Here is a 25534-nt window from a genome sequence, read left to right on the forward strand (position 1 = left end):
ACTTCTCTATCTTACCTGAGCCATTCAGCATGTCAAACCGACACGCCGTCAGACCCAAATTCGAGTAATTGTTCGAAGCGATCAAGCGCTTCGAGGCAACTTCTCTATCTTACCCTGTGGCAACCGTTTGTCAAATCGGCGATCCGAGCGAAACTCGGTTGCGATCTGCGGTACCACAGAGCATCCCGACTCAGATTCTCACCGAAGTGATCTTCTGTGTTGGGAGGTGGTCCGCTACTTGAGGGGAGCTGGGCCTGGGCCCTGTCTCAACCCTGTGGGGCGAACAAGTAATAACTTACGCGGGATCTGGAAGTCGGGCAAATCACGGCAGCCCCCCGGGCGTGTCCGAGCGGACGTTGGAACGCTTCTCCCCAGGTCACGCGCAGTTTCTTAGTGCGGATCATTCCCTGAGGCGTACGATCGTGCCATGGATTCGCTCCCCACCAGCGCGGAGACCGGGGCATCCCCTCGGCGAATTGTCCCTCTCCCTTCTCGTCTTGCGACCGGAGATCTGGCATGGGCCAGTGTCGCGTCGGTTTGGCTCGGCGCTGGTATCAGTCATGCTCCGCAGCTTGACCCCGATCGCATCGCGATGGCCTACCGCAGCGACGGGCTGTTCCGCATCGACGGTGAGCAGCCATCCGTGTGGTCGCCATTCTCCGGTTTCTGGCAAACGAAGAACGGCTGGGTACGCACCCATGGCAACTATCCGCATCATGCGCGCGCCCTCTGCCGCGGTCTTGACCTGCCTGAAGGTGCGAGTGTCGCTGATCTGCGCGCGACGTTCGCTACGGCATCCGTTCAAGAATCCGTCGAACGCATCACCCGCGCAGGAGGCCTGGCCGTCGCTGTCGCCCGTGAGAATCCGCAGTACGACGCGGCGCTGCGATCGCGACCCCTCGTCGAGATCCGTCGCATCGGCAACGAGGCACCGACAAGACCCAAGGCACCGTCAAGGCCCAGGGCGTCGAGACTAACCTCCGAGGCAGCAGCTCAGGCAGCGCCGCTGGGCGGCATCCGCGTTCTCGACCTCACGCGCGTCATTGCCGGCCCGGTCTGCACTCGCACTCTCGCTCTGCTGGGTGCCGATGTTCTGCGCATAGATCCTCCTCACATTCCGGAGCCGGAATGGCAGCACCTCGATACCGGCCACGGCAAGCGGACGACTCTTCTTGACGCACGATCCGAACAGATGACAGCGCTGCTCGAGCAAGCGGATATCGTTGTGCTCGGCTACCGCCCGGCAGCCCTTGCACGCCTCGGGCTCTCCCCCGGCCAACTCGGCGAGCGGTATCCCGGGCTGATCATCGTGCAGTTGAGCGCGTGGGGGCTGGATCAACCAGACCGCGCGGGCTTCGACAGCCTCGTGCAAGCGGAATCCGGAATCGCACTCATCGAATCCGCCGACGGTGAAGTTCCCGGCGCACTTCCCGCGCAGGCTCTTGATCACAGCGCCGGCTATCTGCTGGCGGCCGCCGTGTGCGCAGTGGTAGATCGACGCGTTCGTGAAGGAGGAACGTGGCACATCGCCACGTCATTGCGTCGCGTCGCCGCCGAGCTGCTCGGGATGCCGAGGCGTGATGCCCCGGAACCGGAACGAGAGATCGACCCGTCCATGCACACTCAGAATTTCAGTGTTGATGGGCATGCGCTCATCACTGCTGCGCCGGTGCTGCCCGGGTTCAGCTTCGCGCCGCCCCGACCGTGGGGCCGCGACGCGCCACAGTGGTGAGGATCACACACAGGGCGAGAGTGAGCATCGCCCAGAACCCACATGCTGGTGGCAGCACACGGTAAGCGAGGTGCCGGATCGTGAATTCCTCAGTGAAGGGCCCGAACACGACGTAGCCGATCACCCATGATCCGATGAGGATGACGGGGAGCGAAATCCACCAGGCCACGCGCACCCAGTGGGGAAGCACCTGCCTCACCACGCCTCCCGGTTCGGTCCGACGTAGCCAGAGCAGCGCCCAGATTGCGATGATCAACAGGCCGACGACGCTCGAACCGTGCTGCAGCCATTTGAAGCCCTGCAAAGGACCCCACTGATCCGCGAGCGCTGGTAGCAGCTCGCTCCCCCATCGTTCCTCATGCGTGAACAGGTCCCAGAGGATGTGCGAGATCACCCCAAGCAGCAACGACACCGCGAGCAGCAGCGGGTAGAACCGGTTCTTGCCGACGCCGATGGCGAGGCGGGCAGCATCCCATGGCTCCTGACTCCACTCGTCAGGAAGCCTGCGCGCGAGCCAGGACGGCGACAGCTCCCGAGTGGCAGGACGAAGTACGATCCGCCACAGCAGGAACAGCCCGAGCGCGATCACGCCGGTCCATATGATGTTCGCGATCGTGTGCGTGAAGTTGTAGGTGATACCGAAACCGCGCAGGAACAGCGGCAGATCCGGTGTCATCGCACCGATCGCGATCGCCGCAGGAATCAGTGGCGTGCGCAGGAACGGCAGCGCCACCACCGCATGGCTCGGCGTGAACGGCATGGCTTCAGCCCAGGAAGATGCCTGCGAGGGTCTTCTTGCCTCGGCGCAGCACCGATACACCACCGGGTAGGGTTCCCTGCACGACTGCAGCACCGTCCTCGACACGGGCACCGTCGAGTGAGACACCACCCTGTGTGATCGCGCGGCGCGCCTCGGAAATGCTCGCGACGAGTCCGGTCGCGACGAGCGCGTCGACGACCGTTGTTCCGACCGAGACTGTCGCGTTGGGCAGCTCCTCGAGTGCCGAACGGAGCGTCACAGCATCCAGCGCAGTCAGATCACCCTGGCCGAAGAGCGCTTCGGATGCCGCGATGACGGCGGCCGTCGCATCGATACCGTGCACCGTGGCGACGACCTCGAGGGCGAGTCGCTTCTGCGCGGCACGACGGAACGGCTCGGACTCGACGAGCGCCGCGTAATCCTCGATTTCAGCCCTCGTGAGGAAGGTGAAGATCTTCAGACGTTCGATGACGTCGGCATCCGCGCTGCTGAGCCAGAACTGGTACATCCGGTAGGGGCTGCACATCTGGGGATCCAGCCAGATGGCGTTCCCCTCGCTCTTGCCGAACTTGGTGCCGTCACTGTTCGTGATCAGCGGCGTGCCGATCGCATGTGCAGACTCCCCCTCGACGCGACGGATGAGGTCGGTGCCACTGGTGAGGTTGCCCCACTGATCGGAGCCCCCCGTCTGCAGCACACAGTCGTACTGGCGGTAGAGCTCCAGAAAGTCCATTCCCTGCAGAATCTGGTAGCTGAACTCCGTGTAGCTGATGCCAGCATCGGAGTTCAGTCGCGCAGCGACCGCGTCCTTTTTCAGCATGGTTCCGACGCGGTAGTGCTTGCCGATCTCACGCAGGAAATCGATCGCCGACATCGGCGCCGTCCAGTCGAGGTTATTCACGAGCCGGGCAGCGTTGTCACCTTCGAAGCTGAGGTAGCGCTCGACCTGCGCGCGCAGGCGATCAACCCATTCCGCGACAGTCTCCGGCGTGTTGAGCGTGCGCTCGGCTGTCGGCCGCGGGTCACCGACAAGACCGGTCGAGCCTCCGACGAGTCCGAGCGGCTTGTGTCCGGCGAGCTGCAGTCGACGAAGCAGAAGCAATTGCACGAGGTTTCCCAGGTGCAGGCTCGGCGCCGTCGGGTCGAATCCGCAGTAATACGTGATCGGGTCCCCAGCGAGAAGGGCGCGCAGCGCCTCCTGGTCAGTGGACACGTGGACAAGGCCACGCCACACGATCTCGTCCCACACGTTTTCGAACGTGGGATCGATCGCCGGGGCGGCAGTTGTCAGAGCAGAATTCGACACGCGCTCCAGGCTATCAGCGCGGATCCTCCTCCAACTCACGGATGTACCCGGCGAACCCTGGCACGGGAATGGTCACTGTGCCATGTCCTTCGGAACGGATCAGGCCTTTCGCGATCAGGCGCGCACGCACCGAGGAGAGGCTGCGGGAGGAAACATCCAGCACTTCGGCGAGGTCGGCTCGGTCGACGAAATCCTGCTTCTCCTGCAACCAGGCGACAGCCACGAGGAAGCGGCGCTGATTCGGTGTGGTGTTCGCCCAGCGTGCGGCGAAGAGGTTTCGCAGGTCGCGGTCGACACTCGCACGTGCCGTCTTCACATTGCGCTTGGTGATCGTGCCGCCGGCATCCGGTCGCCCTGCCGCAACCCACGCGGCGTCACCATAGAGCTGCACTGCGTAGGGGTATCCGGCAGCGAGTTCCGCGGCCCGCTCGAGCGCGTCCGAATCCCATGCGACGTTCAGCTCCGCTGCGGGATCCCGCAGTGCTGCCACCTGCGCGCCGACCGACAGCATCTCCAGCGGGCGATACGCGAAACGCTCGCTGAAGGTGACGGCATCGGCGATCTGCTCCGGAGCGTTCGGAAGACCAGCGGCATACACCGCGGCAGGAATGTCCGGATGCTCCGCTTGCAGGTGCTGCCATGCATAGGCAAGCGTCCGGATGCCGTCCGCATCCGCCGACTGCACCTCGTCGATGAAGAGCACCAGGGCCTTCACCCGCTTGCGATCCTCTGCAGTCGCGCGAATCAGCTTCTCGAGCGTGCGTGCGCCGACGGTTTCGGCCATGGTCGCGGCCTTGGTCTTCGCGCTGGTCTTAGCGCTGACGGAGGCAACCCCTGGCACACCGATCGTGACCGTCAACTCGTCAAGATGCTCGCGGATCGTAGCCGCCGCTGCCTGTGGCCACGAGCGCGTGGCTTCGCGGATGCCGTCGATGATTTGAACGACCAGTCCCGCTGGCTCACCCGCCGTGACCCAGATGCAGAGCGCTTCACGTTCTTCGGCGAGGCGTTGATAGGCACGCAGCAGCGAGGTCTTACCGATGCCGCGTTCGCCAAATGCCACGTGGACGCGGCCGATCAGCCTTTGGAGGTCGACCATGAGCGAGAGCCGCTCGGTGAACTCCTCGATCAGCTCACCGCGACCGGGAACAGCGCGTGCGATTTCACCTGGCGTGTACGGGCTCGGCTGCATTGCACGCTCCAAACAGATACATCGGGATACTTGGGCCCAAGTATCTCAAAGTATCCAGGCGGCGGCAATGATTACATCAGAGCCCGAGAGCGTGCGCGGCTGACTGCGCGCGGGCGATGAGCTCGGCCCGCTGCTCGGCGACGCGTACGGGCGCAGTGCCGCCCGCCCCGGTGCGAGACGCCACCGACCCTTCGATGCTCAGCACTTCGCGCACTTCGGGGGTGAGATGCGGTGAGACCTCGGCGAGCAGCTCATCCGATGCATCCTCAAGACCGATCTCCTGCAGTTCACAGGCCTTGACCAGCGCGCCGGAGATTTCGTGCGCATCGCGGAACGGGACGCGGCGCTTGACCAGCCATTCGGCGACATCTGTCGCGAGCGAGAAGCCCTGCGGGGCAAGTGCTGCCATCCGCTCGGTGTGGAAAGTGAGCGTCGCGACCATGCCGGCGAATGCGGGCAACACGACCTCGAGAGTGTTCACCGAGTCGAAGACCGGCTCCTTGTCCTCCTGCAGATCACGGTTGTACGCGATCGGCAGCCCCTTCAGCGTGGCCATGAGGCCGGACAGGTTACCGATCAGCCGGCCGGACTTGCCACGGGCGAGCTCAGCGATATCGGGATTCTTCTTCTGCGGCATGATGCTCGACCCGGTCGAGTAGCTGTCATGCAGTGTGACGAAACCGAACTCGCGCGTGTTCCAGAGGATGATCTCCTCGCTCAAACGCGAGAGGTCGACGCCGATCATCGCCGTGATGAACGCGAACTCCGCAACCACGTCGCGCGCGGAGGTGCCGTCGAGCGAATTCTCCGCTGGGCGGTCGAGCCCGAGCTCACGAGCGACCAGCGCGGGGTCGAGACCCAGAGTCGAGCCTGCGAGCGCTCCCCCGCCGTAGGGCGAGACGCCGGCACGCACGCGCCAGTCGACGAGGCGTTCAAGTTCGCGCACGAGCGGCCAGGCGTGCGCCTGCAGGTGGTGGGCAAGCAGCACTGGCTGCGCGTGCTGCAGGTGGGTGCGTCCGGGGAGGATCGCTCCGGGGTGCGCTTCGGCTTGTGCAACGAGAGCGTCGATGACGCGCAGGATGTCGCGGGCGATGACCTTGGCGTGATCGATCAGGTACATCCGCACGAGCGTGGCGATCTGGTCGTTGCGGCTGCGGCCCGCCCGGAGGCGTCCGCCGAGCTCGGCACCGAGTTCGACGATCAGCGCCTGCTCGAGGGCTCCGTGCACATCCTCGTCAGAGGGTGCCGGACGCAGCGTGCCGTCGGCGACCTTTCGCGCGACGGCATCCAAGCCCGCGTGCATCCGCTGCTCTTCGTCTGCCTCGAGGTAACCGGCTGCGGCAAGAGCCTTGGCGTGCGCGTGCGAGCCCGCGATGTCGTAGGGCGCGAGGATCCAGTCGAAGTGCGTGGACCGGCTGAGCTCCACCAATTCGGGAGACGGTCCACTCGCGAATCGTGCACCCCAGAGTGCGCCCTCATTCGTGCCGTCGTTCTTCGCCTCGCTCATGGTTCCAGCCTAGCGGCGCACCGGGCTGGGCCCGACGGCTCTCGTGGCTCGCTCGAGCACCCACTCCAGCGGACCTCGACCGATCAGCAGCGCCCACGCCGTGCAACCGAGAATCGTGCCGATCGCGAGAGGCCAGAACGGCTCGAGCGCCACAAACCCGAAGAAGTCGCTGGTGTTGCCCAGCGTCGTCAGTGCGACCGCTGCCCAGACCAGCAGCTGAACCGTATATGCGGTCAGCGGCATGGCTCCGGTTGCGCGCAATGGCAAGGTGACTGCCTTCAGCACGCGCAGGCGGCACAGCAGAAGACACGTGCCGATGACTGCGATGACGAACCCGCCCGAGCCGATGACCTCGAACAGACCGGAGGAGTGCGGCTCAGCCGTCCACACAGACGACCAGTACTCGTCGTCCTGCGGCAGTGGCAGTGTTGCCAGGGCGTATCCGACTGCGGCCAGCGCCGCTCCCCCGAACAGCATCCGCACCTGCACCACGAGTCGAGGCACTCCCGCCCTCGCAACGCCGAGACCAGCGAGGACGAATGCGATCCATACGGTGAACGGATAGTGCCACCCCAGCATCGCGTCGACCTCGCCGTCGATAGGCAGCCCAGCGAACACCGGCTGCACAAACGGCATGACGATGCCCAGCCCTGCCGCGATCCACAGCAGCGTGCGCGCAGACAGCGAGGTGAACGGCAACACCAGCAGGAACAGGATCGCGTAGGCGGGCAGGATCACGTACACCGGCACACCAGTGAGGATCAGCAGCACGCCGAGCACCCAGAGGATGAGAGCGCGCAGCACGAGCTTCAACCGGGCGACAGCCATCCGCTTGGCCGGAAGCGGCGTGCGCCCCCCGGTGACGAGCCCGATGGAGACACCGGCAAGAGTCGCGAACAGGATCGACGAGCGGCCGTCGACGACCGCCATCCACGTGGTGGGGTCGGTCCAGATGAAGCCGTCGGCGATCAGCAGCAGGTGCGCCGCGAACATCCCGAGCACGGCGAGACCGCGCGCCAGATCAACACCCGCGATGCGAGCGGGACCATTCAGACGACGCCAGTGGGTCGTCGGCCATCCCGCTCGCATCAGTGGAGACTCAGTTCTGGCGAAGCAGCCAGACCAGGAGTGCCTTCTGGGCGTGCAGGCGGTTCTCCGCCTCGTCCCAGACGACACTCTGCGGTCCGTCGATGATCTCGGAGTCGACCTCGTAGCCACGGTCGGCGGGAAGGCAATGGATGAAGATCGCCTCCGGGTCAGCGAGGCTCATGGTCTCCGCGGTGACCTTGTACCCGCCAAGATCGCGGATGCGCGCGAGCTTCTCCTCTTCCTTGCCCATCGACACCCAGGTGTCGGTGACGATGACGTCTGCACCTGCAGCTGCTTCGACGGGGTCGGTGAACAGCGTGATCGAACCACCGGTCTCGGCGGCGCGACGGTCAGCGTCCGCGACGACATCGGCGCGCGGAGAGTAAGACTCGGGCGACGCGATGCGCACGTGCATTCCTGCTGTGACGCAGGCAAGCGCATAGGAGTGCGCCATGTTGCTCTCACCATCGCCGAAGAACGTCAACGTCAGCCCCTTGAGCTCACCTTTGTGCTCGCGGATCGTGAGCAGGTCGGCGAGCAGCTGGCAGGGGTGGAAGTCATCGGAGAGCGCGTTGACGACCGGCACGCGGGTGCCCTCGGCCATCTCCTCGAGCCCCGCCTGCGCGTAGGTACGCCAGACGATGGCGGCGACCTGGCGCTCGAGCACGCGGGCCGTGTCGGACGGGGTCTCTTTGCCGCCGAGCTGACTGCTCGCGGTCGAGATGATCAGTGGCGTGCCACCGAGATCGGCGATACCGACCGCGAACGAGACCCGAGTGCGGGTGGACGACTTGTCGAAGATGACCGCGACGGTCTGCGGACCGGCGAGCGACTTGTCAGCCCAACGGTCCTTCTTCAGCTCGATCGCGAGGTCGAGGATCTCCGCCTGCTCGGCGGGGGTGAGGTCATCGTCACGCAACAGGTGGCGGGTCATGCGGGTACCTTTCCGGTTTCGGATGCCGCGATGCTCGTCTGCACGTCGGCGAGAGCTGCAGAGAACAGCGTCTGGAATTCTTCGATCTCGGCGTCGCCGATGTTCAGGGCCGGCGCAATGCGCACCGTAGAGGGATTCGCCGCGTTGATGATGAGCCCGCGCTCCTGTGCCGCGGCGACGACGTCACCGGCGACCGGAGCGGTCAACGCCACGCCGAGAAGCAGGCCACGTCCGCGAACCGCATCGACCAGCTCAGAGTCGAGCCCTTCGATGAGGGTGCGCAGCTGCGCGCCACGCGTCGCAGCGTTCTCCACGAGCCCCGCGTTCTCGATCTCGGCAAGCACCGCGTTGGCCACGGCAGTGCCCAACGGGTTCCCGCCGAAGGTCGATCCGTGGGACCCAGGGGTGAGCAGCGCGCTCGCCGAACCGAAGGTGACGAGTGCGCCGATCGGGAAGCCTCCGCCGATGCCCTTGGCGAGCGTGATGGCGTCAGGGGTGATGCCCTCGTGAGTGAAGCCGAACCATGCGCCGGTGCGGCCGGCGCCGGTCTGGATCTCGTCGACGATGAGCAGCGCGCCGTGCTTCAGCGTGAGCGCACGTGCCGCTGCGAGATAGCCCTCCGGCAGTTCGACGACGCCAGCCTCACCCTGGATGGGCTCGACGAAGACAGCGGCGACGCGGTCGTCCAACGCTGCCTCGAGAGCCTCAACGGTGGCCGGAATGTGCTCGACGCCGCCAGGCATCGGCTCGAAGGGCGCCCGGTAGGCCTTCTTCGCGGTCAGGGCGAGCGATCCCATGGTGCGTCCATGGAAGGCACTGTCCAGAGCCAGGATGCGGGGGCGCTCTGCTCCGCCGTGCAGACGTGCCAGTTTGAACGCGGCCTCGTTGGCCTCGGCGCCCGAGTTCGAGAAGAACACCCGCCCGTCGATGCCGGCGCCTGCCAGACGCTTCAATCGCGCAGCAAGTTCAAGCTGCGGCGGCGTGGCGAAGTAGTTCGACACGTGCGAGAGGATCGCGGCCTGCTTCGAGATCGCCTCGACGAACACCGGGTGCGCATGGCCGAGCGAGGTCACCGCGATGCCTGCGAGGAAGTCGAGGTGGCGCTTGCCGTCACCGTCCCAGAGATAGGAGCCTTCGCCGCGGGTCAGCAATGCCAACCGGTCGCCTGCGTTGAGCACCAGATCCCGTGCTGCTTCTTCCTGCCAGACGGTCATGCCGTCACCCCCGAATTTCCGAGTACCACTTGTGTTCCGATTCCCTTGCTTGTGAAGAGTTCGACGAGCACCGAGTGCGGCACGCGTCCGTCAATGATGGCTGCGGCATCCACTCCGCCTTCGACCGCATCCAGGCACGCACGCATCTTCGGGATCATTCCCGATTCCAGCGTCGGCAACATCTCTGTGAGCTGCGCCGACGTGAGGTGCGATACGAGCGAATCCCGGTTCGGCCAGTCTGCATACAGCCCGGGAACGTCTGTGAGGACGACCAGCTTGCGTGCGTTCAGTGCGACAGCCAGAGCGGATGCCGCGGCATCCGCATTCACGTTCAGCGACTGCCCTGGGTGATCAAGATCGGGCGCGATGCTGGAGATCACCGGAATGCGGCCCGCCGCCAGGTGATCGAGAACCGCGGTCGGGTCAACCTGCACGACATCGCCAACGCGCCCGAGATCGATCGTTTCACCGTCAATGACGACACCACGGCGGCGTCCGCCGAAGAGCCCTGCGTCTTCTCCGCTGAGACCGGTCGCAATCGGACCGTGCGAGTTGATCTTCGCGACGAGCTGCGGGTTCACCTGACCGGTCAGCACCATGCGCACGACGCTGATCGCCTCGGTGTTGGTGACTCGGTAGCCGCCCTTGAACTCGCTGGGGATCGCAAGGCGATCGAGCATGTTCGAGATCTGCGGTCCGCCGCCGTGCACGACGACCGGCTGCACGCCGACGTAGCGCAGGTACGCGATGTCTTGCGCGAAGGCCTCCTGCAACTCATCCGAGACCATCGCATTGCCGCCGTACTTGACGACGACGATCTGATCGCGGAACTTCTTCAGCCACGGCAGCGACTCGATGAGCGTCGTGGCCTTCACCGCAGCGACGTCGGGAGGTGTGTCCTGAATATCAGTCATGAGGCGTACGCACTGTTCTCGTGGACGTAATCGTGCGTGAGGTCGTTGGTGCGAATTGTCGCCTCAGCCTCGCCCACCTGGAGGTCGATCAGCAGATCGGTGGCGCGCGGGGTGAGGTCGACTTCTTCGCGGGGACGGTCTGGGCCGCCCTCGTGGCAGACCCGGACGCCATTCATCCAGACATCGACGTTGTACGGGTCGAACTGCGCAGAGGTGGTGCCGATCGCGGCGAGCACGCGGCCCCAGTTCGGGTCGTTACCGAAGATCGCCGCTTTGAAAAGGTTGTTACGGGCGACGGAGCGGCCGACTTCCACTGCGTCCTGCTCGCTGACAGCGTTCGTGACGCGGATCGTGATGTTGTGGCTGGCGCCCTCGGCATCGCCCTGCAGTTTGATCGCGAGCTGGTCGCTGAGCTCGATCAGCGCGAGCGCGAAGTCATCCAGATCAGGACGGATGCCACTGGCGCCGTTGGCGAGCAGCGTCACCTGGTCATTGGTCGACATGCATCCGTCAGAGTCGAGCCGATCAAAAGTCTGGCCGGTGGCCTGGCGAAGAGCGGTGTCGGCGTCGAGTGCGTCGAGGTCAGCGTCGGTCGTGATGACGACGAGCATCGTGGCAAGGCCAGGTGCCAGCATCCCGGCGCCCTTGGCCATGCCGCCGATCGTCCAGCCGTCGCGCGAGATGACGGCGGTCTTGGCGACCGTGTCGGTCGTCATGATGGCCTGGGCTGCGAGGTCTCCGCCCTCGGCGCTGAGTTCGGCGATTGCCTGCTCGGTACCGGAGAGCACCTTGTCGCGGAATGTCTGATCGCCGGTGCCGATGAGGCCGGTGGAGCAGACCAGAATGTCCCCGGCGCTCACGTTCAGCAACTCGGCGGCCTTCTCGGCGGTCTGATGTGTGGTCTGGAAGCCGAAGCTGCCGGTGAAGCAGTTCGCGCCACCGGAGTTCAGCACGATGGCTTCGACCGTACGATCGGCGATCACCTGCTGTGACCAGATGATCGGGTTCGCCTTGGCACGGTTGCTGGTGAAAACAGCGGCGCCGATCTTGCGCGGTCCGCGGTTGACGACGACAGCGAGGTCGGGCTTTCCTGTCGACTTGAGACCTGCGACGATACCGGCCGCTTCGAATCCTTGAGGTGCAGTGACGCTCACGGGGCGACTCCGTTCAGTGAGAGGGCCCGGTCTTCGGGAAGACCCAGCGCGAGGTTCATGGATTGGATGGCCGCGCCGGCCGTGCCTTTGACGAGGTTGTCGACCGCAGTGACAACGGTGACGCGATTCGCTGCGCGGTCGATTGCGAGGCCGATGAGGGCGGTGTTGGCGCCTATGACGTCCGCGGTGCGTGGGAACTGCCCCTCGGGTAGTAGCTGTACGAAGGTCTCGCCGGCGTAAGCGGTCTCCCATGCGGCGCGGATCTCGGCGTCAGAGACGCCGGGAACGATCGGCGCCGTGGACGTGGCGAGGATGCCGCGCGCCATCGGCACGAGCACGGGTGTGAAGGAGATGCGCACGGTCTCGGCGCCTGCCGCGGCGAGCGCCTGCTGGATCTCCGGGATGTGCCGATGAGTGCCGCCGACCGCGTAGGGGTTCGCCGAGCCGAGGATCTCACTGGCCAGCAGGTTGGTCTTCATGCTCTTACCCGCGCCCGAAGGCCCGACCGCGAGCACCGAGACGATGTCGCTGGGGTCGATGACTCCGGCGGCCACACCCGGTGCGAGGCTCAAGCTCACTGTGGATGCGTTGCAGCCGGGGGCTGCGATGCGCTTCGCGCCGCGTAGGTGCTCCCGTTGCTTCACGCCATTAATGAGCAGCTCCGGCACACCATAGGCCCACGGCTCATGGAAGTGCCCACCGTAGAAGGCATCCCAGGATTCCTGTGATGTCAGGCGGTGATCGGCACCCGCATCGATGATGAGGGGCACATCGTCCAGGGCATCCGTGTACTGGCCGGACTGGCCGTGTGGGAGGGCGAGGAAGACAATGTCGTGTCCCGCAAGAATCTCGGGGGTGGTGTCCTGCAGCGTGAGATGCGCGAGCGAACGCAGGTGCGGCTGATGCTGGATCAGCGGCTGCCCGGCGTTGGAGTGCGCGGTAACGGTGCGGATCTCGATATCAGGGTGACTCGCAAGCAGGCGCAGAATCTCGCCGCCCGCATAGCCGGATGCGCCGGAGACGGCGACGGTATACGTCATGGTTCTACCTTAACGGTCTGGGGGTGGTGGGCCGAAGGCGGCGACACCGGTGCTCAACCCGCTGAGCCGAAGATCGGCGTTCGGGGAACACGGGGTCGCCTATAGTCGGCGGCCGCCCAGCCGGCTGCGGCGTCGGCGCACGACGACGACGCTCGGAGCGAGCGTCAGTGAAGCGGATGCGGCCGAAGGCATGTGGTGAGAATAGACCCGCGGCCGCAGCATCCGCAAATCGCGCGTGCGTCAGGTGCGCCTCATGATCCCGTAGGAGCGGCGAAGAACGCCCGCTCATGCCGGGCCGACGCCTCGAATGCCGTCCGCATCCGAGCGCGGGTGGCAGGCGCAGCCGTGGTTGCCGCAGCAGCCACGTACGCGATCGCCTGACCCGTGGCATCCTCGAACGCGGGGTCGGCATAGGTGGCCAGCCAGGATGCGTAAGGATGCTCCGCACTCTGCGCATACGCGCCGAACTCTCCCGCGTGCAGCCGCTGGCCGAGGTCGGTGTACAGCCAGAAGCACGGAAGCGCTGCCGCAATGAGTTCTGGATAGCTCCCGGAGTGGGCGGCTGCCCGCAGATGATGGAGATACGCGGTGGTCGCTGGCGCTGGTTCCGCGGCGAATGTGTCAGGTGTGACACCCTGCGCCGGGGTAAGCCAGGACACGTGCAGTTCGAGCTCACCGGCGATGGCGCCGTGTGCAGACTGTGCCCAGAATGCCTGTTCCGCGGACGTGGGCGCGAGCCGCGCCGCATCGGCAAGCACCCTGGCGTATTCACGTAGGTACAGGGCATCCTGCGCGAGGTAGAACAGGAACAATTCCTGCCGGAGGGTGCCGTCAGCGAGTGCGCGGATGAAAGGCAACGCGTCGATGTCTGCACGTACCTGTGCGGTCGCATCCCACCATTCGGCGGTGAGTTCCTGCACGGTGGGGCGAGTCTGCAGACCGCCGCGCTCCCAGAGGCCGGCGAAGTGGTGCACGGGGCCGTGCCCCTTTCCGACGTCGAGATCGGCGCCAGCTCTGAGCGATTCACGCAGCCAGGAACGAGCGGATGCCACGGCTTGTGGCCATTCGTCGCCACGAGCGCGCCGGGTGGCGAGCGCTGCCGAGAGCGAGCATCCGGTGCCGTGCGTGCTCGTGGTATCGATGCGCGTGCCGGGGAATTCGTGCACGGTGTTTGCATCAGTGCCTGCCTCTATGAGCGCGTCTGGTGCTTCGTCTCCGGTCAGGTGGCCGCCTTTCACGAGCACCGCCGCTCCCGTACGCTCGGCCAGTTCGCGTGCGACGGCGATGCCGTCCGCGCAGTCATCGATGGCGTCTCGGCCCGTGAGCGTGGCCAGCTCGGGGAGGTTCGGAGTGATGACATCCGCGTATTGCAGCAGATCGTGAAGCGCGGCTTCCGCTTCGGCGTCCAGCAGACGATCTCCGCTGGTGGCGACCATAACCGGGTCCAGGACGACGACAGGCGGGCGCACCTCTTCCAGCCAGGAGATGACCGTACGGATGACGTCTGTGCCCGCGAGCATCCCGATCTTCACCGCATCGATCTCGATGTCGTCCGAGATCGCATCCAGCTGCGCACGCAGGAAGTCCGTCGGTGGCACGTGCACTGCGCGCACTCCCTGCGTGTTCTGTGCGGTGAGTGCGGTGATCACGGCCATCCCGTAGCCGCCGTTGGCTGCGATCGACTTGAGATCGGCCTGGATGCCGGCGCCGCCGGAGGGGTCACTGCCCGCGATGCTGAGAATCCGCGGCACTGTCTCTCCGCGCCACCGGCGGCGGAAGACCTGGGCCGCCGCACGCGGGTCTTCGGCTGCGCACAGCGCCGAAACCAGCGCGACTCCGGCAGCGCCGGCGGCGCGCAACGCCGCGACATCATCGAGGCCGACCCCGCCGATCGCGACGCACGGCAACGGGCTCGCCGCAGCGAAAGCACGGAAGCCGTCGATGCCCATTGCCGGCGGATGATCGGGCTTCGTACTGGTCGGGCGGATGACTCCGACGCCGAGGTGATCGATGGTTCCGGCGGGAAGTGCGCGGACGGCCTCGAGGTGCTCAGGAGTGTTCGCGGTGAGGCCGATGATGGCGTCGGGCCCGAGCATTTCGCGGGCGTGCAGCACCGAGACGTCCCCCTGTCCGAGATGAACGCCGTCGACGCGCGCTCCCCGCTCGCGCGCGGCCAGGGCCGCGTCCAGGCGGTCGTTGACGAGGAGCAACGCGCGCCCGTCGATCACATGGGACAGCTCCACCAGCTGCTCGACGATGTCGGCATCGGTCGCCGTCTTGTCGCGCAGCTGCACGATACGCACACCACCGGCGACCGCGCGCCGCACCGTCTCTACGACGCCGCGGGTGCCGCACAGCTCGGGGTCGGTGACGAGATAGATCGAGAGGTCGACGTTCATCGCTCGCTCCTTCCGATTCGGGCTGCGGCCGCGATATGTTCGGGTTCGAGCGCGGCGAGGGCATCGAGCAGTGCGACGGCGAAGCTTCCCGGTCCGTGAGACTGCGCGGCCGCACGCTCAGCGGCAACCGTGTACACGAGGCTTGCCGAGGCGACCGTCCTCAGTGTGGATACGTCGGTGCCGCGTGCGACGCCGAGGAACGCGGCCATGACAGCGCCGAGGGCGCACCCGCCACCGGTCACCTTCGTGAGTAGCTCATGACCGTTCGCGATGCGGATGATCTCTTCACCGTCGGTGATGAGGTCGACGGGGCCCGACACCGCGACGACGCTCCCGAAGCGCTGGGCGAGGGTACGAGCGGCGTCGGAAGCGGCATCCGTCGTGTCGGTGGCATCCACTCCCCTGCCGCCGGCCGTCATGCCAGCCAAGGCGAGGATCTCGGAGGCGTTTCCTCGGATAGCTGTCGGACGTTTCGCTACGAGTTCATGGGCCAGCGCAGTGCGCACCGGCAGTGCACCGATCGCGACGGGGTCGAGCACCCAGGGCGTGCCTGAGGCCGCGGCTCCGGTGGCCGCCTCGCGGCAGGCGTCTCGCTGCTCTGGCGTCGGGGTGCCGAGGTTCAGCAGAACGCCAGAGGCGATGCCGGCGAACATCTCGGTCTCCCCCACGATGTCGACCATCGCGGGCGCTGCACCGATAGCCAGCAGCACGTTCGCGGTGAAGCCGGTCACGACGGCGTTCGTGATGCAGTGCGTGAGCGGTGGTTCAGCCCGCAGAGACGTCAGCAGCTGGGCCGCGTCTTCGACGAGGGTGGTGGACGGTGGACGCAGAAGATCGCTCAATGCGACATCCCTTCGCTAGTACGAACTAGATCAGGTTCGACGGGTGTGGTCTCAGCCGCCCTGTGGCGGCACCCCGTGTCACTGCTCGGAGTCTAGCGGAGCGTGAATCACGCCAGGCCTGGCGCTACCGGTCAAGATCGAAAGCGAGTGATACCGCGGTGGCGAGCTGTGATTCCTGCGACTCGGTGAGGAATCCGATCGTTCGCCCGAGCGCGGATGCCGGAATGGTCACGGTGTTGTCGAGCGCGATGGCGCATGCGTGATCGAGACCGTTCTCACGCCCGAGCGACACCTCGCTGCTGAGGCCTTTCACGGTCGATGTGATCGGCGCGACCGTCACCTTCGTCATCGCTGCGCGCGCTGCTTCCCGGGTGAGCACAACCACCGGTCGAGTCTTGTCGAGATGTGCGAGGCAGATCTCTCGCATCAGTCGCGCTCGATCTCGAAATGGCCAGTCACCCAGTCGACAAGGCCGTCAAGATCATCGTCCGCACCCTTGGCGCGAAGAATTGAGGCGTCACGCTCTGCCGCGCGGCGCCTCAACTCGCGCTGAATCGCGACAGCCACCAACTCGGTGCGGCTTGCCACGGCTCCGGCCGCCACCAGCGCATCCAGCTGCGAGACCGTCTCGTCTGGCAGGCGGACTGCGATCTGTGTGCTCATGCGATGATTCTATCCTTGTGCATCCCATTTTGGTATGCACCAAAATTCACTGCCTGAACGAATGTCAGAAGGGTGGAGCGGCCGGCATGGGCTGTCTGGTGCGATGCCCGGTGGGTGTAGTGACTTCGACGGTGCGATCGGGGCGACTTCGATAGACGGCCCGCGTGAGATGTCGATTCACATGATCGCGCGGGCACAGTGGGCGCAGCTCAGCAATGTTGGTCTTGCCGCCCTGAGACCATGGGATCTCATGGTCGATATCCGACTGCTGTGCGAGGCGGGTACACCCGTCGCGGGCGCACGTTCCGTGCTGCAGGACCAGCCAGTCCTTCTGCGCCGGCGTCGCCCGGCGACTTCGGCGCTCCATATCGAGGATGACGCTGTCGATCGGATCGACGATCACCCGACGGAACGCCCCGATGTCGAGGAGGATCTGCTTCGCCGTCAGTGGGTCGATCGGTCCGTGGCCGACGAGCTCTGCCTGAGGCTCAGGAAGCGCAACGTTCGCATCCACATCCCCATCTGCATCACCAGAGAGCAGCTGGACGGGGATCGTGATGAACACCTTCGTCTGCACCGCGGTCGACGTGCCGATACCGCGCAACCATTCCGAGCACAGGTCGGCGCGTATCTGCGCACGAGTGCGGCACTCATTCGGATCCTGCTGAAGTTTCTTCGCACTCTCATCCGCACGCTGATAGGCCGCGACGGCCTCCTCATTCGAGATCAGCAGTCCGAACCAGGTCATGCCCTCACCCCTGTGATCGAGCACCACCCGCCGATCACGCAGCGCTTTGGCATGACGAACGCTGGGCGGTTCAGGCATGAGCTTGTCCACCAGTCGGCGCAACCGCTGTAGGAACAGCTGCGGCGTGCAGGTCAGCGACCACTCTGCGGTCGCTTCGTCGATGCGCCGGAACGCTTCCCGTTCGGCTTCGCGTTCGGCCGCATTGCCAGCGGCGGGAGCACGCACCTTTAGGAGTGCCCCGACTGCATGCGAGACGAGATACATCGACGCGAACCCGTCGCGCGCATTGCGCCAGAGCGTGGGCAGGTGTTCGTGAGCCTGCTCGGCCACGTGCAACTGTCCACGAACATAGTCTTCTGAACTCTTCAACCTCAACGCGATATCGAAGATCGCTCCTCGCTCAGCAAGGTCCACGGCATCAACATCCGTGGACAGTGCGTACAACTCAGGATTGCGGCGCGCGAGCGCGACAGCATCCGCAATACGCGCAGCCCTACTGGCCGCATGACGATTCAGATCGATATCCGCGCACTGCAGGTCGACAAGTACGGACTCGACGACAAACGCGGCATCACGAGGCCGGTCATCCACATCGTCGAACCAGGGTTCCATATACCCAGTATAGAACATACATACCCATACCGCCAGGGTTACTTTCGAAGATTTATGCTAAAACGGTTGCTGACTTCAGTCCTACCAGGGCATCGGGCGCTCAAGGTCACGCGTGGCGTCATCCGGGAGGCGCGGGAGTTCCTCACCCGCCGCGCGAATGCAGAGCCATCGCAGTTCACCGGGGCTGTCCGGCCGTGCACGCCAGGTGCGCCACACTCCCTGACCGACGCGAATGACCGACCCGGGACCGACATCGACGACATCGTCATCGAGCCCTATCTGACCGAACCCCTCGAGGAACACGTAGAGCTCCTCAGCCTTGCTGTGCGTGTGCCAGTAACCGGCCTCTTCGCCAGGGATGAGGGCATTGGAGGTCATGCCGATGTACTGCATCGCGAGTTCGTGATCGACGACGCGTCTGCCGTCGCGTGAGCGCGCCGGAACAAAACCGCCGAAGTGCTCACGCCACTGGTCTGATGCGCCGATCTCGGTCACTTCGTAATTACTCATGCGTGCGCCCTTCGTCGATTGTCATCGTGCATCAGTTCATCACTGATTCTGTAGGGTAAATAGCTCGGGTAGCCCCGCTACCCCGCCCGAATCTAGGAGCCACGCAGCATGGGATCCGAACTGTACGACGAGCTTGATCGCATCCTTGCGGCCCGAGATCGAAACAACATGGGTCCGACGATTGCGGCTCTGCTCCCACTTTATGAGCAGCACCCGCACAACCCGCGCGTGCTCTATGAAGTGGGTGGCGCATACGACACCGCCGGGGAAGAGACCACAGCCGCGGGATTCTACGAACGTGCCATGTCCGTTGGTCTTGAAGGTGACCTGCGCCGCCGATGCTATCTGCAGTACGGCAGCACACTTCGCAACCTCGGCCGCCTGGACGAGTCCGTGACGGTATTCGCCCAAGCACGCAAAGAGTTCCCGGATTCCGTCGCCCTCGGCGCATTCGAATCACTCACGCTACATGCGGCCGGCCACGCCAATACCGCGCTCGGTAGCCTCCTCACGCTGCTTGCCGATCATGTGGATGCCGAGGAACTAGACCGATACAAGCCCGCCATGCGCGGTAACGCCGAGTATCTGGCGTCGCTCGATTCGGCGACTTCTGAACCAGCCTCATAACCGGTCAGATTCCGCATCCCTCAAAACGAAGAGCGCCGGTATCCCTTACGGAACACCGGCGCTCATCACCTCAAAACGAGCGTCACTCGCGAAGAATCGCACCAAATCGCTCGGACGCCACAGCCACACCGGCGAGCTTCGCCTCGGTGGCCTCGGCGGCAGTCAACGTGCGATCGGCACGGAAGCGCAGCGCGAACGTCAGGCTCTTCTGCCCGTCATCGACGCCCTGCCCGCGGTAGTCATCAACCAGACGCAGCGATTCGAGCAGCGCACCTGCCCCCTCCACGAGAGCTGCACGCAGTTCGCCGGCAGTCACCGTCGCCGAAATGACGAGCGATACATCCTGCGTGGCGGCGGGATACGTCGACAGCGACTCGGCGACAACGCGGGAGCCCGCGAGTTCGAGGACGCCATCGAGATCGAGTTCGAGCACAACAGCGCGACCGGGAAGATCAGCGTCAGCCGCGACGTCCGGGTGCAGTTCGCCGACGTAGCCAACTTCGGTTCCACCCACACTCAACACACCGGTGCGCCCCGGATGCAGCGCCGCACGCTGTCCCTGAACGACGTCAATCTCAACGCCAGCAGCAACAGCGATCACGCGCACAGCATCCAGCGCATCCGACAGCCCGGCCGGCTCAGCATCGCGACCCGGCTGACGTGCCGACACATTGCCAGTGAAGAGCGCGGCGACGTGACGGTGCTGCGGCGGAATAGATGCGTTCAGTGCTGCGAGCGTCTCATCCGTTGGCAGTGCGCCCAACGGCGGCACCTCATCGGTGCCGTATACGACTCCCGGCTCTGGCAGGAACACCAGACCGGTCTCGTAGATCGCAAGATCTGTCAGACCACGCGCGATGTTGCGGTGCGCAATCTGAAGCAACCCAGGAATCAGCGAGCGGCGCAGGAACGGCGACTGTCCATCGAGGGGGTTCGCCATTCGGATGCTGGGCAGGTGCTCCCCCGACGCCGACCCGTGCAGGTGATTTTGCTGCTCGGTCGTGAACGGGAACGACGGCGTCTCGACGAGTCCTGCCGCGGCCAGCGCGTTCGCGACACGACGTCGACCCTGCTGAAGCACGGTGAGTCCACGACCGGACGGCGGTGTCGGCAGCACGGACGGAATGCGGTCGAGGCCATGAATGCGCGCGACCTCTTCGGCCAGCGTCCACTTGTCGGTGAGGTCTGGACGCCAGCTCGGCGGGATGACCTGCCAGCCGTAAGCGGTCTCGGTGACCTCTGCGCCGATCGTCTCCAGCGCGCCGACGATTTCTTCATCGGTGTAGTCGACGCCGATGAGGTCGGGGACGAACTCTGCGGGAAGCTCAATGCCATCGATGGAGACGTCGGAGAACAGCGCCCCGCCGACCTCATCGATCTGGCCACCGGCGAGGGAGATCATGAGGTCGGCGACACGGCGAGCCGCCACGAAGGGAACCAGCGGGTCGACACCACGTTCGAATCGCTTGGATGCTTCGCTGGGAAGCTTGTGACGACGGGCACTGCGCGCGATCGAGATCGGGTCGAAGATCGCGGCCTCGACGAGAACGTTGCGCGTTTCGTCGCCCATCTCCGTCGTACCGCCGCCCATGACGCCAGCGAGACCGATCGGGCCCGAGTCGTCAGTGATGAGCAGGTCCTCGACGTGGAGCGTGCGCTCCTGGCCGTCGAGCGTCTTCATCGTCTCGCCATGCTGCGCACGGCGTACTGTGATTCCACCGGAGAGCTTGTCGAGGTCGTAGCCGTGAATCGGGTTTCCCAGCTCGAGCATCACGTAGTTGGTGATGTCGATGAGCACGCCGAGCGAGCGGATGCCGGCGAGCGACAGCCGCGCGATCATCCACGGTGGCGTCGGGCGCGAGGGATCGACATCGCGGACGACACGCACGACGAACTCCTGCACCGCGGGGTTCTCGCGCAGCGGCTCGGCGTCGACCGCAAGCGGGAAGCCGGTGCCAGGTGAGACTTCGTCCCACTCGTGCTCTGCCGGATCACGGAAGTCCGCGCCCGTGGCGTGCGAGTACTCGCGCGCGACACCGCGGATGGAGAAGGCGTAGCCGCGGTCGGGCGTGACGTTGATCTCGACGGCAACGTCGTCCAGACCGAGAAGCTCGATCGCATCAGTGCCGACAGGTGCGTCGACGCCCAGCGACGACAGGATCAGGATGCCGTTGTGCTCATCCCCCAGCCCCAGCTCGCGTGCCGAAGCGATCATGCCGTCGGAGACATGACCGTAGGTCTTGCGCGCGGCGATGGGGAACGGGCCGGGCAGCACAGAGCCGGGCAGAGTCACCACGACCTTGTCGCCGACGACGAAGTTGCTTGCACCGCAGACGATTCCGCGAGGTTCTGCCTCGCCGACATCGAGCTGGCACCAGCGGATCGTCTTGCCGTTGGACTGCGGCTCATCCTCGAATGAGAGCACCTGTCCGACGACGACAGGACCGGAGATCTCGAAACCGTGGATCTCCTCCTCTTCGAAGCCGACCGACACCAGTGCCTCGAGGACATCTTCAGGAGTGGCATCCGGTGCCACATCCACGTACTCACGCAACCACGAAAGCGGGACGCGCATCACACCACCATCCCGAACTGTTCGCTGAAACGGACATCGCCCTCGGCCATGTCACGCATGTCCTGTACATCGCTGCGGAACATCAGCGCGCGTTCGACGCCGATGCCGAATGCGAAACCGCTGTAGACCTCTGGGTCGATGCCCGCCGCACGCAGCACGTTGGGGTTGACCATGCCGCAGCCGCCCCACTCGATCCAGCGGGCGCCGCCCTTGAAGGTCGGGTGCCACAGATCGAACTCGGCAGAGGGTTCGGTGAACGGGAAGAAGTTCGTGCGCAGACGGGTCTTCGCATCTTCGCCGAACAGCTGCTTGGCGAGGTGATCGAGCGTGCCTTTGAGATGGGCCATCGTGATGCCCTTGTCGACGACCAGGCCTTCGACCTGTGTGAACACCGGCAGGTGCGTGGCGTCGAACTCATCCGTGCGATAGACCCGGCCAGGGCACAGCACATAGATCGGCACCTCGCGGTCAAGCATCGAGCGCACCTGCACAGGGCTCGTGTGCGTGCGCATGACGAGGTGACGATCGACCGGATCGACGAAGAACGTGTCCTGCATCTGACGTGCCGGGTGGTCGACATCGAAGTTCAGCGCGTCGAAGTTGAACCACTCGTGCTCAAGCTCTGGGCCTTCTGCGACTTCCCAGCCCATGCTGACGAAGATGTCGGAGATGTCATCCTGCAACTGCATGAGCGGATGCCGCGCGCCGACGCGCGTACGCGATGAGACGGCGGTGATATCGACCCGCTCCGCCTCCAGCCGTTCGGCGGTCTCGGCCTCGGCGAGCTCGCCTTCTTTCGCGGCGAGCGCCTTGGTCACCTGCCCTCGGCCCTGGCCGACGAGCTTGCCAAAAGTGGCCTTATGCTCGGGCGCGACCTGACGCATCGAGGCGTTCAGGACCGCCAGCGGCGACCCCTCAGCGACGTGCGCGGTGCGAGCCGCTTTCAGCTCTGCGGTACTGGCGGCGGCGCCGATCGCGGCAAGAGCTGCGGCGACGGCGGATTCCACCGCCTCGGGCGTGATTTCAGGAGCATCAGACACGAGACATGAGTCTACCGGCGGTCGCTGGTCCTCCCCTACGGGCATCCACAGTAAGTCGTCAACCAGCCATCCAGGCTCCGGCTCGTTGCCGGCGGGTAAATCGAGACGGGACGCGGCTTGGTCACTGCCCCAGACCGGAGTCGGATTTCCCCGTGTCTTTCTGCAGGGTGATGAGCTCAGTGTTAGTCCCGTCGTGCATGACCGCTGCGTTGTCTGCAGCGAGAGCCTGCAGCTTCGGGGAGTGACGCGTGCGGATCTCGAGGTACTTCGCGACACCGGAAAGGATCAGACACATGATGATGTAGATGCCACCGATTACGAGTGCCGCCTGCAGGATCGGGCGCCCAGGCTGCGAGCTGAGTAGCTTGGCGTAGTACAGCAACTCCTGGTACGTGATGATGAACCCGAGCGCAGTGTCCTTCATCGCGACGACGAGCTGGGCGACGATAACCGGCAACATCGCACGGACAGCCTGCGGCAGCAGGATCAGCGTCATCACGCTGCTCTTTCGCAGCCCGATCGCGAAACCGGCCTCCCGCTGCCCACGTGGCAGCGATTCGATCCCCGCCCGCAGGGCTTCCGCGAGCACCGAGCCGTTGTAGACCATCAGTGCGACCACTACGGCCCAGTACGGGTCCACCTTCACGCCCAGAGTTGGCAGGCCGTAGTAGAGGATCATCATCATCACGAGCACCGGCACAGCTCGGAACGCCTCGGTGACCACAGTTACCGGAACACGCACCCACGCGTGATCGGACAGACGTCCGATCGCGAGCACGAAACCGAGCGCAAGGCTCAGCACGGCGGCCAGTGCGAAGGCGCGCAGCGTATTCAGCGTCATTTCTCCGATCGACGCCCAAACGGTCGAGTAGGTGAAAACGTTCCACTTCGCTGCACTGAACTGATTTGTCAGCGACAGGCGCCAGATGAGGAACGCGATGACCGCGACGACCAAGGCGATCGTCGCGACCGCCAGGATCAGGTTGCGACGACGGGCGCGGGGCCCTGGGACGTCAAAGAGGACGGAGCTCATCGTATGATCCTCCATCGGTTCTCGAGAGTTCGCTGCAGCCAGGTGAGCAGCATGACCAGGGCGACGAAGATGGCGGCGACCCAAAGCAGGATCTCCATCGGAGTGCCCGGGCGCGTGTGCGAGTTAGAGATCGTCGACTGCAACTGCGGAAGCACCGCGATCGAGAACCCGGCGGCGACTGTCGTGTTCTTCAGTAAAGCGATGAACACGCTCATCATCGGGGGCACGACCGATCGGAACGCCTGCGGCAACACGACCTGTGTCATTACCTGTCCGAACGGCAATCCGATCGCGCGAGCCGCTTCGGCCTGACCCACCGGCACGGTGTTGATGCCGGCACGCAACGTCTCGGCGACGTACGTCGCGGAGTACACGCCGATCGCGAGAATGCCGAGCACTGTGTTCGACAGCGTCGGTAGCGCCAATGCACTGTATCCGAACACGAAAAAGAAGAACACCAGAGTGAGAGGGGTGTTGCGAACGAGCGTGACGTATGCCGTGCCCACTGCGCGTGCGATCGGCACCGGCGAGACCCGCATCGCACCGACGACGATGCCCAGCACCAGCGCGATGATCCCCCCGAAGAAGAACACAAGCAGGGTGTACGAGATCCCCTCGCCCCACAGGTCGAGGTTGCCGAAGATGGCGTCCACGCGCCCTCCTTCTCAAATATCAGGGTGCGGGGCGGCCATTACGACCGCCCCGCAGCATGGATCGTCAGTCGACGGCCGGCTGGTCAACCTCGATGCCCGACTGGCCGAGCGTGGCGTCGAAGATCGCCTGCCAGGTGTCGCCGCCATCCGTGAACAATGTGTTGACATGCTCAACGAGTGCGGTATCGCCCTTCGGAATGCCGACGCCGTAGCGTTCCTCGGTGAACAGTCCATCAAGCACCTTCAGCTCGTCTGGGCTCTGAGCCGCGTAGCCGATAAGGATCGCCGCGTCGGTGGTGACGGCGTCGACCTTGCCGTTGAGCAGATCGTCCACGCACGCGGAGTACACGTCGTACTCCTCGGTGTTGATCTCGGGGAAGTTCTCCTTGATGTTCGAGATCGGCGTGGAGCCCGTTGCCGAGCAGACCGTCATGCCGTTGAAGTCCGAGACATCGTTCACCTCGGTCATCTCGCTGTCTGCGGAAACGAGGAAGCCTTGTCCGGTGATGAAGTATGGTCCGGCGAACTCGATCTGCTCCATGCGGGAGTCGGTGATCGAGTAGGTGCCAACGTAGTAGTCGATGTCGCCGTTCACAAGCGCCTGTTCACGGTTCGCCGACGCGATCGGCTCATACGTGATATCGCCTTCTTCGAAGCCGAGCGATGCCGCGATCCAGCGCGCGATCTCGATGTCGAAACCGCTGCGTTCTCCGGTCGTGACATCGAGATAACCGAGGTTGGGCTGGTCCTCTTTCACACCGATGATCGGTCCGCCGCGCTCGACCATCGCGTCGTACGTCGGGCTGCCCTCGACCGTGACGTCTGTGGCCACCTCGAACATCGATTCCTCGACGTCGCCTTCGCCTCCACCCGGGCTCGTCGGGCTACCGCTATTGCAGGCGGTCAGTGCCAACAGCGCGGTGGCCGCGATTCCGATTCCTGCCAATGTCCGTGTGCGTCGCATGAGAGTCTCCTTCTTGTGCTGTGTGT

General features: G+C 64.9%; 23 protein-coding genes and 1 riboswitch. Of the genes, 2 read left to right on the forward strand and 21 right to left on the reverse strand.

The features are described from left to right. Window positions 1-427 precede the first annotated feature (427 nt). Window positions 428-1732 carry a CoA transferase gene (locus tag ACSU04_RS14760; RefSeq protein WP_439290119.1) on the forward strand — a complete coding sequence of 435 codons (1305 nt, stop codon included), beginning with the start codon at window positions 428-430 and terminating at the stop codon, window positions 1730-1732. Here the strand turns inward: ACSU04_RS14760 and ACSU04_RS14765 are convergent. The 16 genes from ACSU04_RS14765 to ACSU04_RS14840 form a co-directional block, all read right to left on the reverse strand. Further along, window positions 1683-2492 (reverse strand): DUF4184 family protein, encoded by an 810-nt coding sequence (locus tag ACSU04_RS14765; protein WP_439290120.1) that lies wholly within the window; start codon window positions 2490-2492, stop codon window positions 1683-1685. The genes ACSU04_RS14760 and ACSU04_RS14765 overlap by 50 nt on opposite strands. Before the next feature lie 4 nt (window positions 2493-2496). Further along, window positions 2497-3798: a tyrosine--tRNA ligase gene (tyrS, locus tag ACSU04_RS14770; protein ID WP_439290121.1), complete on the reverse strand. Its 1302-nt coding sequence runs from the start codon at window positions 3796-3798 to the stop codon at window positions 2497-2499. 13 nt (window positions 3799-3811) lie between these two features. Beyond that, window positions 3812-4990 carry an ATP-binding protein gene (locus ACSU04_RS14775; RefSeq protein WP_439290122.1) on the reverse strand — a complete coding sequence of 393 codons (1179 nt, stop codon included), beginning with the start codon at window positions 4988-4990 and terminating at the stop codon, window positions 3812-3814. Between the two features lie 76 nt (window positions 4991-5066). After that, window positions 5067-6497 carry an argininosuccinate lyase gene (gene argH, locus ACSU04_RS14780; RefSeq protein ID WP_439290123.1) on the reverse strand — a complete coding sequence of 477 codons (1431 nt, stop codon included), beginning with the start codon at window positions 6495-6497 and terminating at the stop codon, window positions 5067-5069. A gap of 9 nt (window positions 6498-6506) precedes the next feature. Further along, complete coding sequence (locus tag ACSU04_RS14785) at window positions 6507-7586, reverse strand: heparan-alpha-glucosaminide N-acetyltransferase domain-containing protein (RefSeq protein WP_439290124.1); 1080 nt, start codon at window positions 7584-7586, stop codon at window positions 6507-6509. A 10-nt stretch (window positions 7587-7596) separates the two neighbouring features. Next, the gene (gene argF / locus ACSU04_RS14790; protein WP_439280466.1) at window positions 7597-8520 is read right to left on the reverse strand and encodes an ornithine carbamoyltransferase; all 924 of its coding nucleotides are present in this window, start codon (window positions 8518-8520) and stop codon (window positions 7597-7599) included. Next, a complete protein-coding gene (locus ACSU04_RS14795; protein ID WP_439290125.1) occupies window positions 8517-9734 on the reverse strand; it encodes an acetylornithine transaminase in 1218 nt (405 codons plus the stop codon). Before ACSU04_RS14795 ends, argF begins: the two co-directional genes overlap by 4 nt. Next, window positions 9731-10648, reverse strand: coding sequence for an acetylglutamate kinase (argB, locus tag ACSU04_RS14800; protein ID WP_439280468.1), 918 nt, complete (start codon window positions 10646-10648; stop codon window positions 9731-9733). The genes ACSU04_RS14795 and argB overlap by 4 nt, the downstream gene beginning before the upstream one ends. Next, complete coding sequence (gene argJ, locus ACSU04_RS14805) at window positions 10645-11802, reverse strand: bifunctional glutamate N-acetyltransferase/amino-acid acetyltransferase ArgJ (protein WP_439290126.1); 1158 nt, start codon at window positions 11800-11802, stop codon at window positions 10645-10647. Before argJ ends, argB begins: the two co-directional genes overlap by 4 nt. Next, complete coding sequence (gene argC / locus ACSU04_RS14810; protein ID WP_439280470.1) at window positions 11799-12842, reverse strand: N-acetyl-gamma-glutamyl-phosphate reductase; 1044 nt, start codon at window positions 12840-12842, stop codon at window positions 11799-11801. The genes argJ and argC overlap by 4 nt, the downstream gene beginning before the upstream one ends. Window positions 12843-13093: 251 nt before the next feature. After that, window positions 13094-15241, reverse strand: coding sequence for a bifunctional hydroxymethylpyrimidine kinase/phosphomethylpyrimidine kinase (locus tag ACSU04_RS14815; protein ID WP_439290127.1), 2148 nt, complete (start codon window positions 15239-15241; stop codon window positions 13094-13096). After that, on the reverse strand, window positions 15238-16083 hold the full coding sequence (gene thiM / locus ACSU04_RS14820) for a hydroxyethylthiazole kinase (protein ID WP_439290128.1): 846 nt from the start codon (window positions 16081-16083) through the stop codon (window positions 15238-15240). Before thiM ends, ACSU04_RS14815 begins: the two co-directional genes overlap by 4 nt. Further along, a riboswitch (TPP riboswitch) is annotated at window positions 16074-16169 on the reverse strand. (Overlaps the previous gene by 10 nt.) A 38-nt stretch (window positions 16170-16207) precedes the next feature. After that, complete coding sequence (locus ACSU04_RS14825) at window positions 16208-16510, reverse strand: type II toxin-antitoxin system PemK/MazF family toxin (RefSeq protein ID WP_439290129.1); 303 nt, start codon at window positions 16508-16510, stop codon at window positions 16208-16210. Next, on the reverse strand, window positions 16510-16746 hold the full coding sequence (locus ACSU04_RS14830) for a ribbon-helix-helix domain-containing protein (RefSeq protein WP_439290130.1): 237 nt from the start codon (window positions 16744-16746) through the stop codon (window positions 16510-16512). The genes ACSU04_RS14825 and ACSU04_RS14830 overlap by 1 nt, the downstream gene beginning before the upstream one ends. Window positions 16747-16810: 64 nt before the next feature. Further along, window positions 16811-18106, reverse strand: a complete 1296-nt coding sequence (locus ACSU04_RS14835; protein ID WP_439290131.1) for an HNH endonuclease signature motif containing protein — start codon at window positions 18104-18106, stop codon at window positions 16811-16813. Between the two features lie 81 nt (window positions 18107-18187). Next, window positions 18188-18616 carry a cupin domain-containing protein gene (locus ACSU04_RS14840; RefSeq protein WP_439290132.1) on the reverse strand — a complete coding sequence of 143 codons (429 nt, stop codon included), beginning with the start codon at window positions 18614-18616 and terminating at the stop codon, window positions 18188-18190. A gap of 108 nt (window positions 18617-18724) precedes the next feature. Here ACSU04_RS14840 and ACSU04_RS14845 point away from each other — a divergent pair, with 108 nt between their 5' ends. Further along, window positions 18725-19243 (forward strand): tetratricopeptide repeat protein, encoded by a 519-nt coding sequence (locus ACSU04_RS14845; protein WP_439290133.1) that lies wholly within the window; start codon window positions 18725-18727, stop codon window positions 19241-19243. Between the two features lie 82 nt (window positions 19244-19325). Here the strand turns inward: ACSU04_RS14845 and pheT are convergent, their stop codons facing one another. The 5 genes from pheT to ACSU04_RS14870 form a co-directional block, all read right to left on the reverse strand. Further along, on the reverse strand, window positions 19326-21818 hold the full coding sequence (pheT, locus tag ACSU04_RS14850; protein ID WP_439290134.1) for a phenylalanine--tRNA ligase subunit beta: 2493 nt from the start codon (window positions 21816-21818) through the stop codon (window positions 19326-19328). After that, the gene (gene pheS / locus ACSU04_RS14855; protein ID WP_439280479.1) at window positions 21818-22858 is read right to left on the reverse strand and encodes a phenylalanine--tRNA ligase subunit alpha; all 1041 of its coding nucleotides are present in this window, start codon (window positions 22856-22858) and stop codon (window positions 21818-21820) included. The genes pheT and pheS overlap by 1 nt, the downstream gene beginning before the upstream one ends. Before the next feature lie 121 nt (window positions 22859-22979). Continuing rightward, a complete protein-coding gene (locus tag ACSU04_RS14860; RefSeq protein ID WP_439280480.1) occupies window positions 22980-23891 on the reverse strand; it encodes an amino acid ABC transporter permease in 912 nt (303 codons plus the stop codon). Further along, a complete protein-coding gene (locus ACSU04_RS14865; RefSeq protein WP_439280481.1) occupies window positions 23888-24544 on the reverse strand; it encodes an amino acid ABC transporter permease in 657 nt (218 codons plus the stop codon). The genes ACSU04_RS14860 and ACSU04_RS14865 overlap by 4 nt, the downstream gene beginning before the upstream one ends. Before the next feature lie 64 nt (window positions 24545-24608). Next, the gene (locus tag ACSU04_RS14870) at window positions 24609-25508 is read right to left on the reverse strand and encodes a glutamate ABC transporter substrate-binding protein (protein WP_439280482.1); all 900 of its coding nucleotides are present in this window, start codon (window positions 25506-25508) and stop codon (window positions 24609-24611) included. Between the last annotated feature and the right edge of the window lie 26 nt (window positions 25509-25534).

This window comes from Microbacterium sp. A84 (assembly GCF_051842815.1).
Classification (GTDB): Bacteria; Actinomycetota; Actinomycetes; order Actinomycetales; family Microbacteriaceae; genus Microbacterium.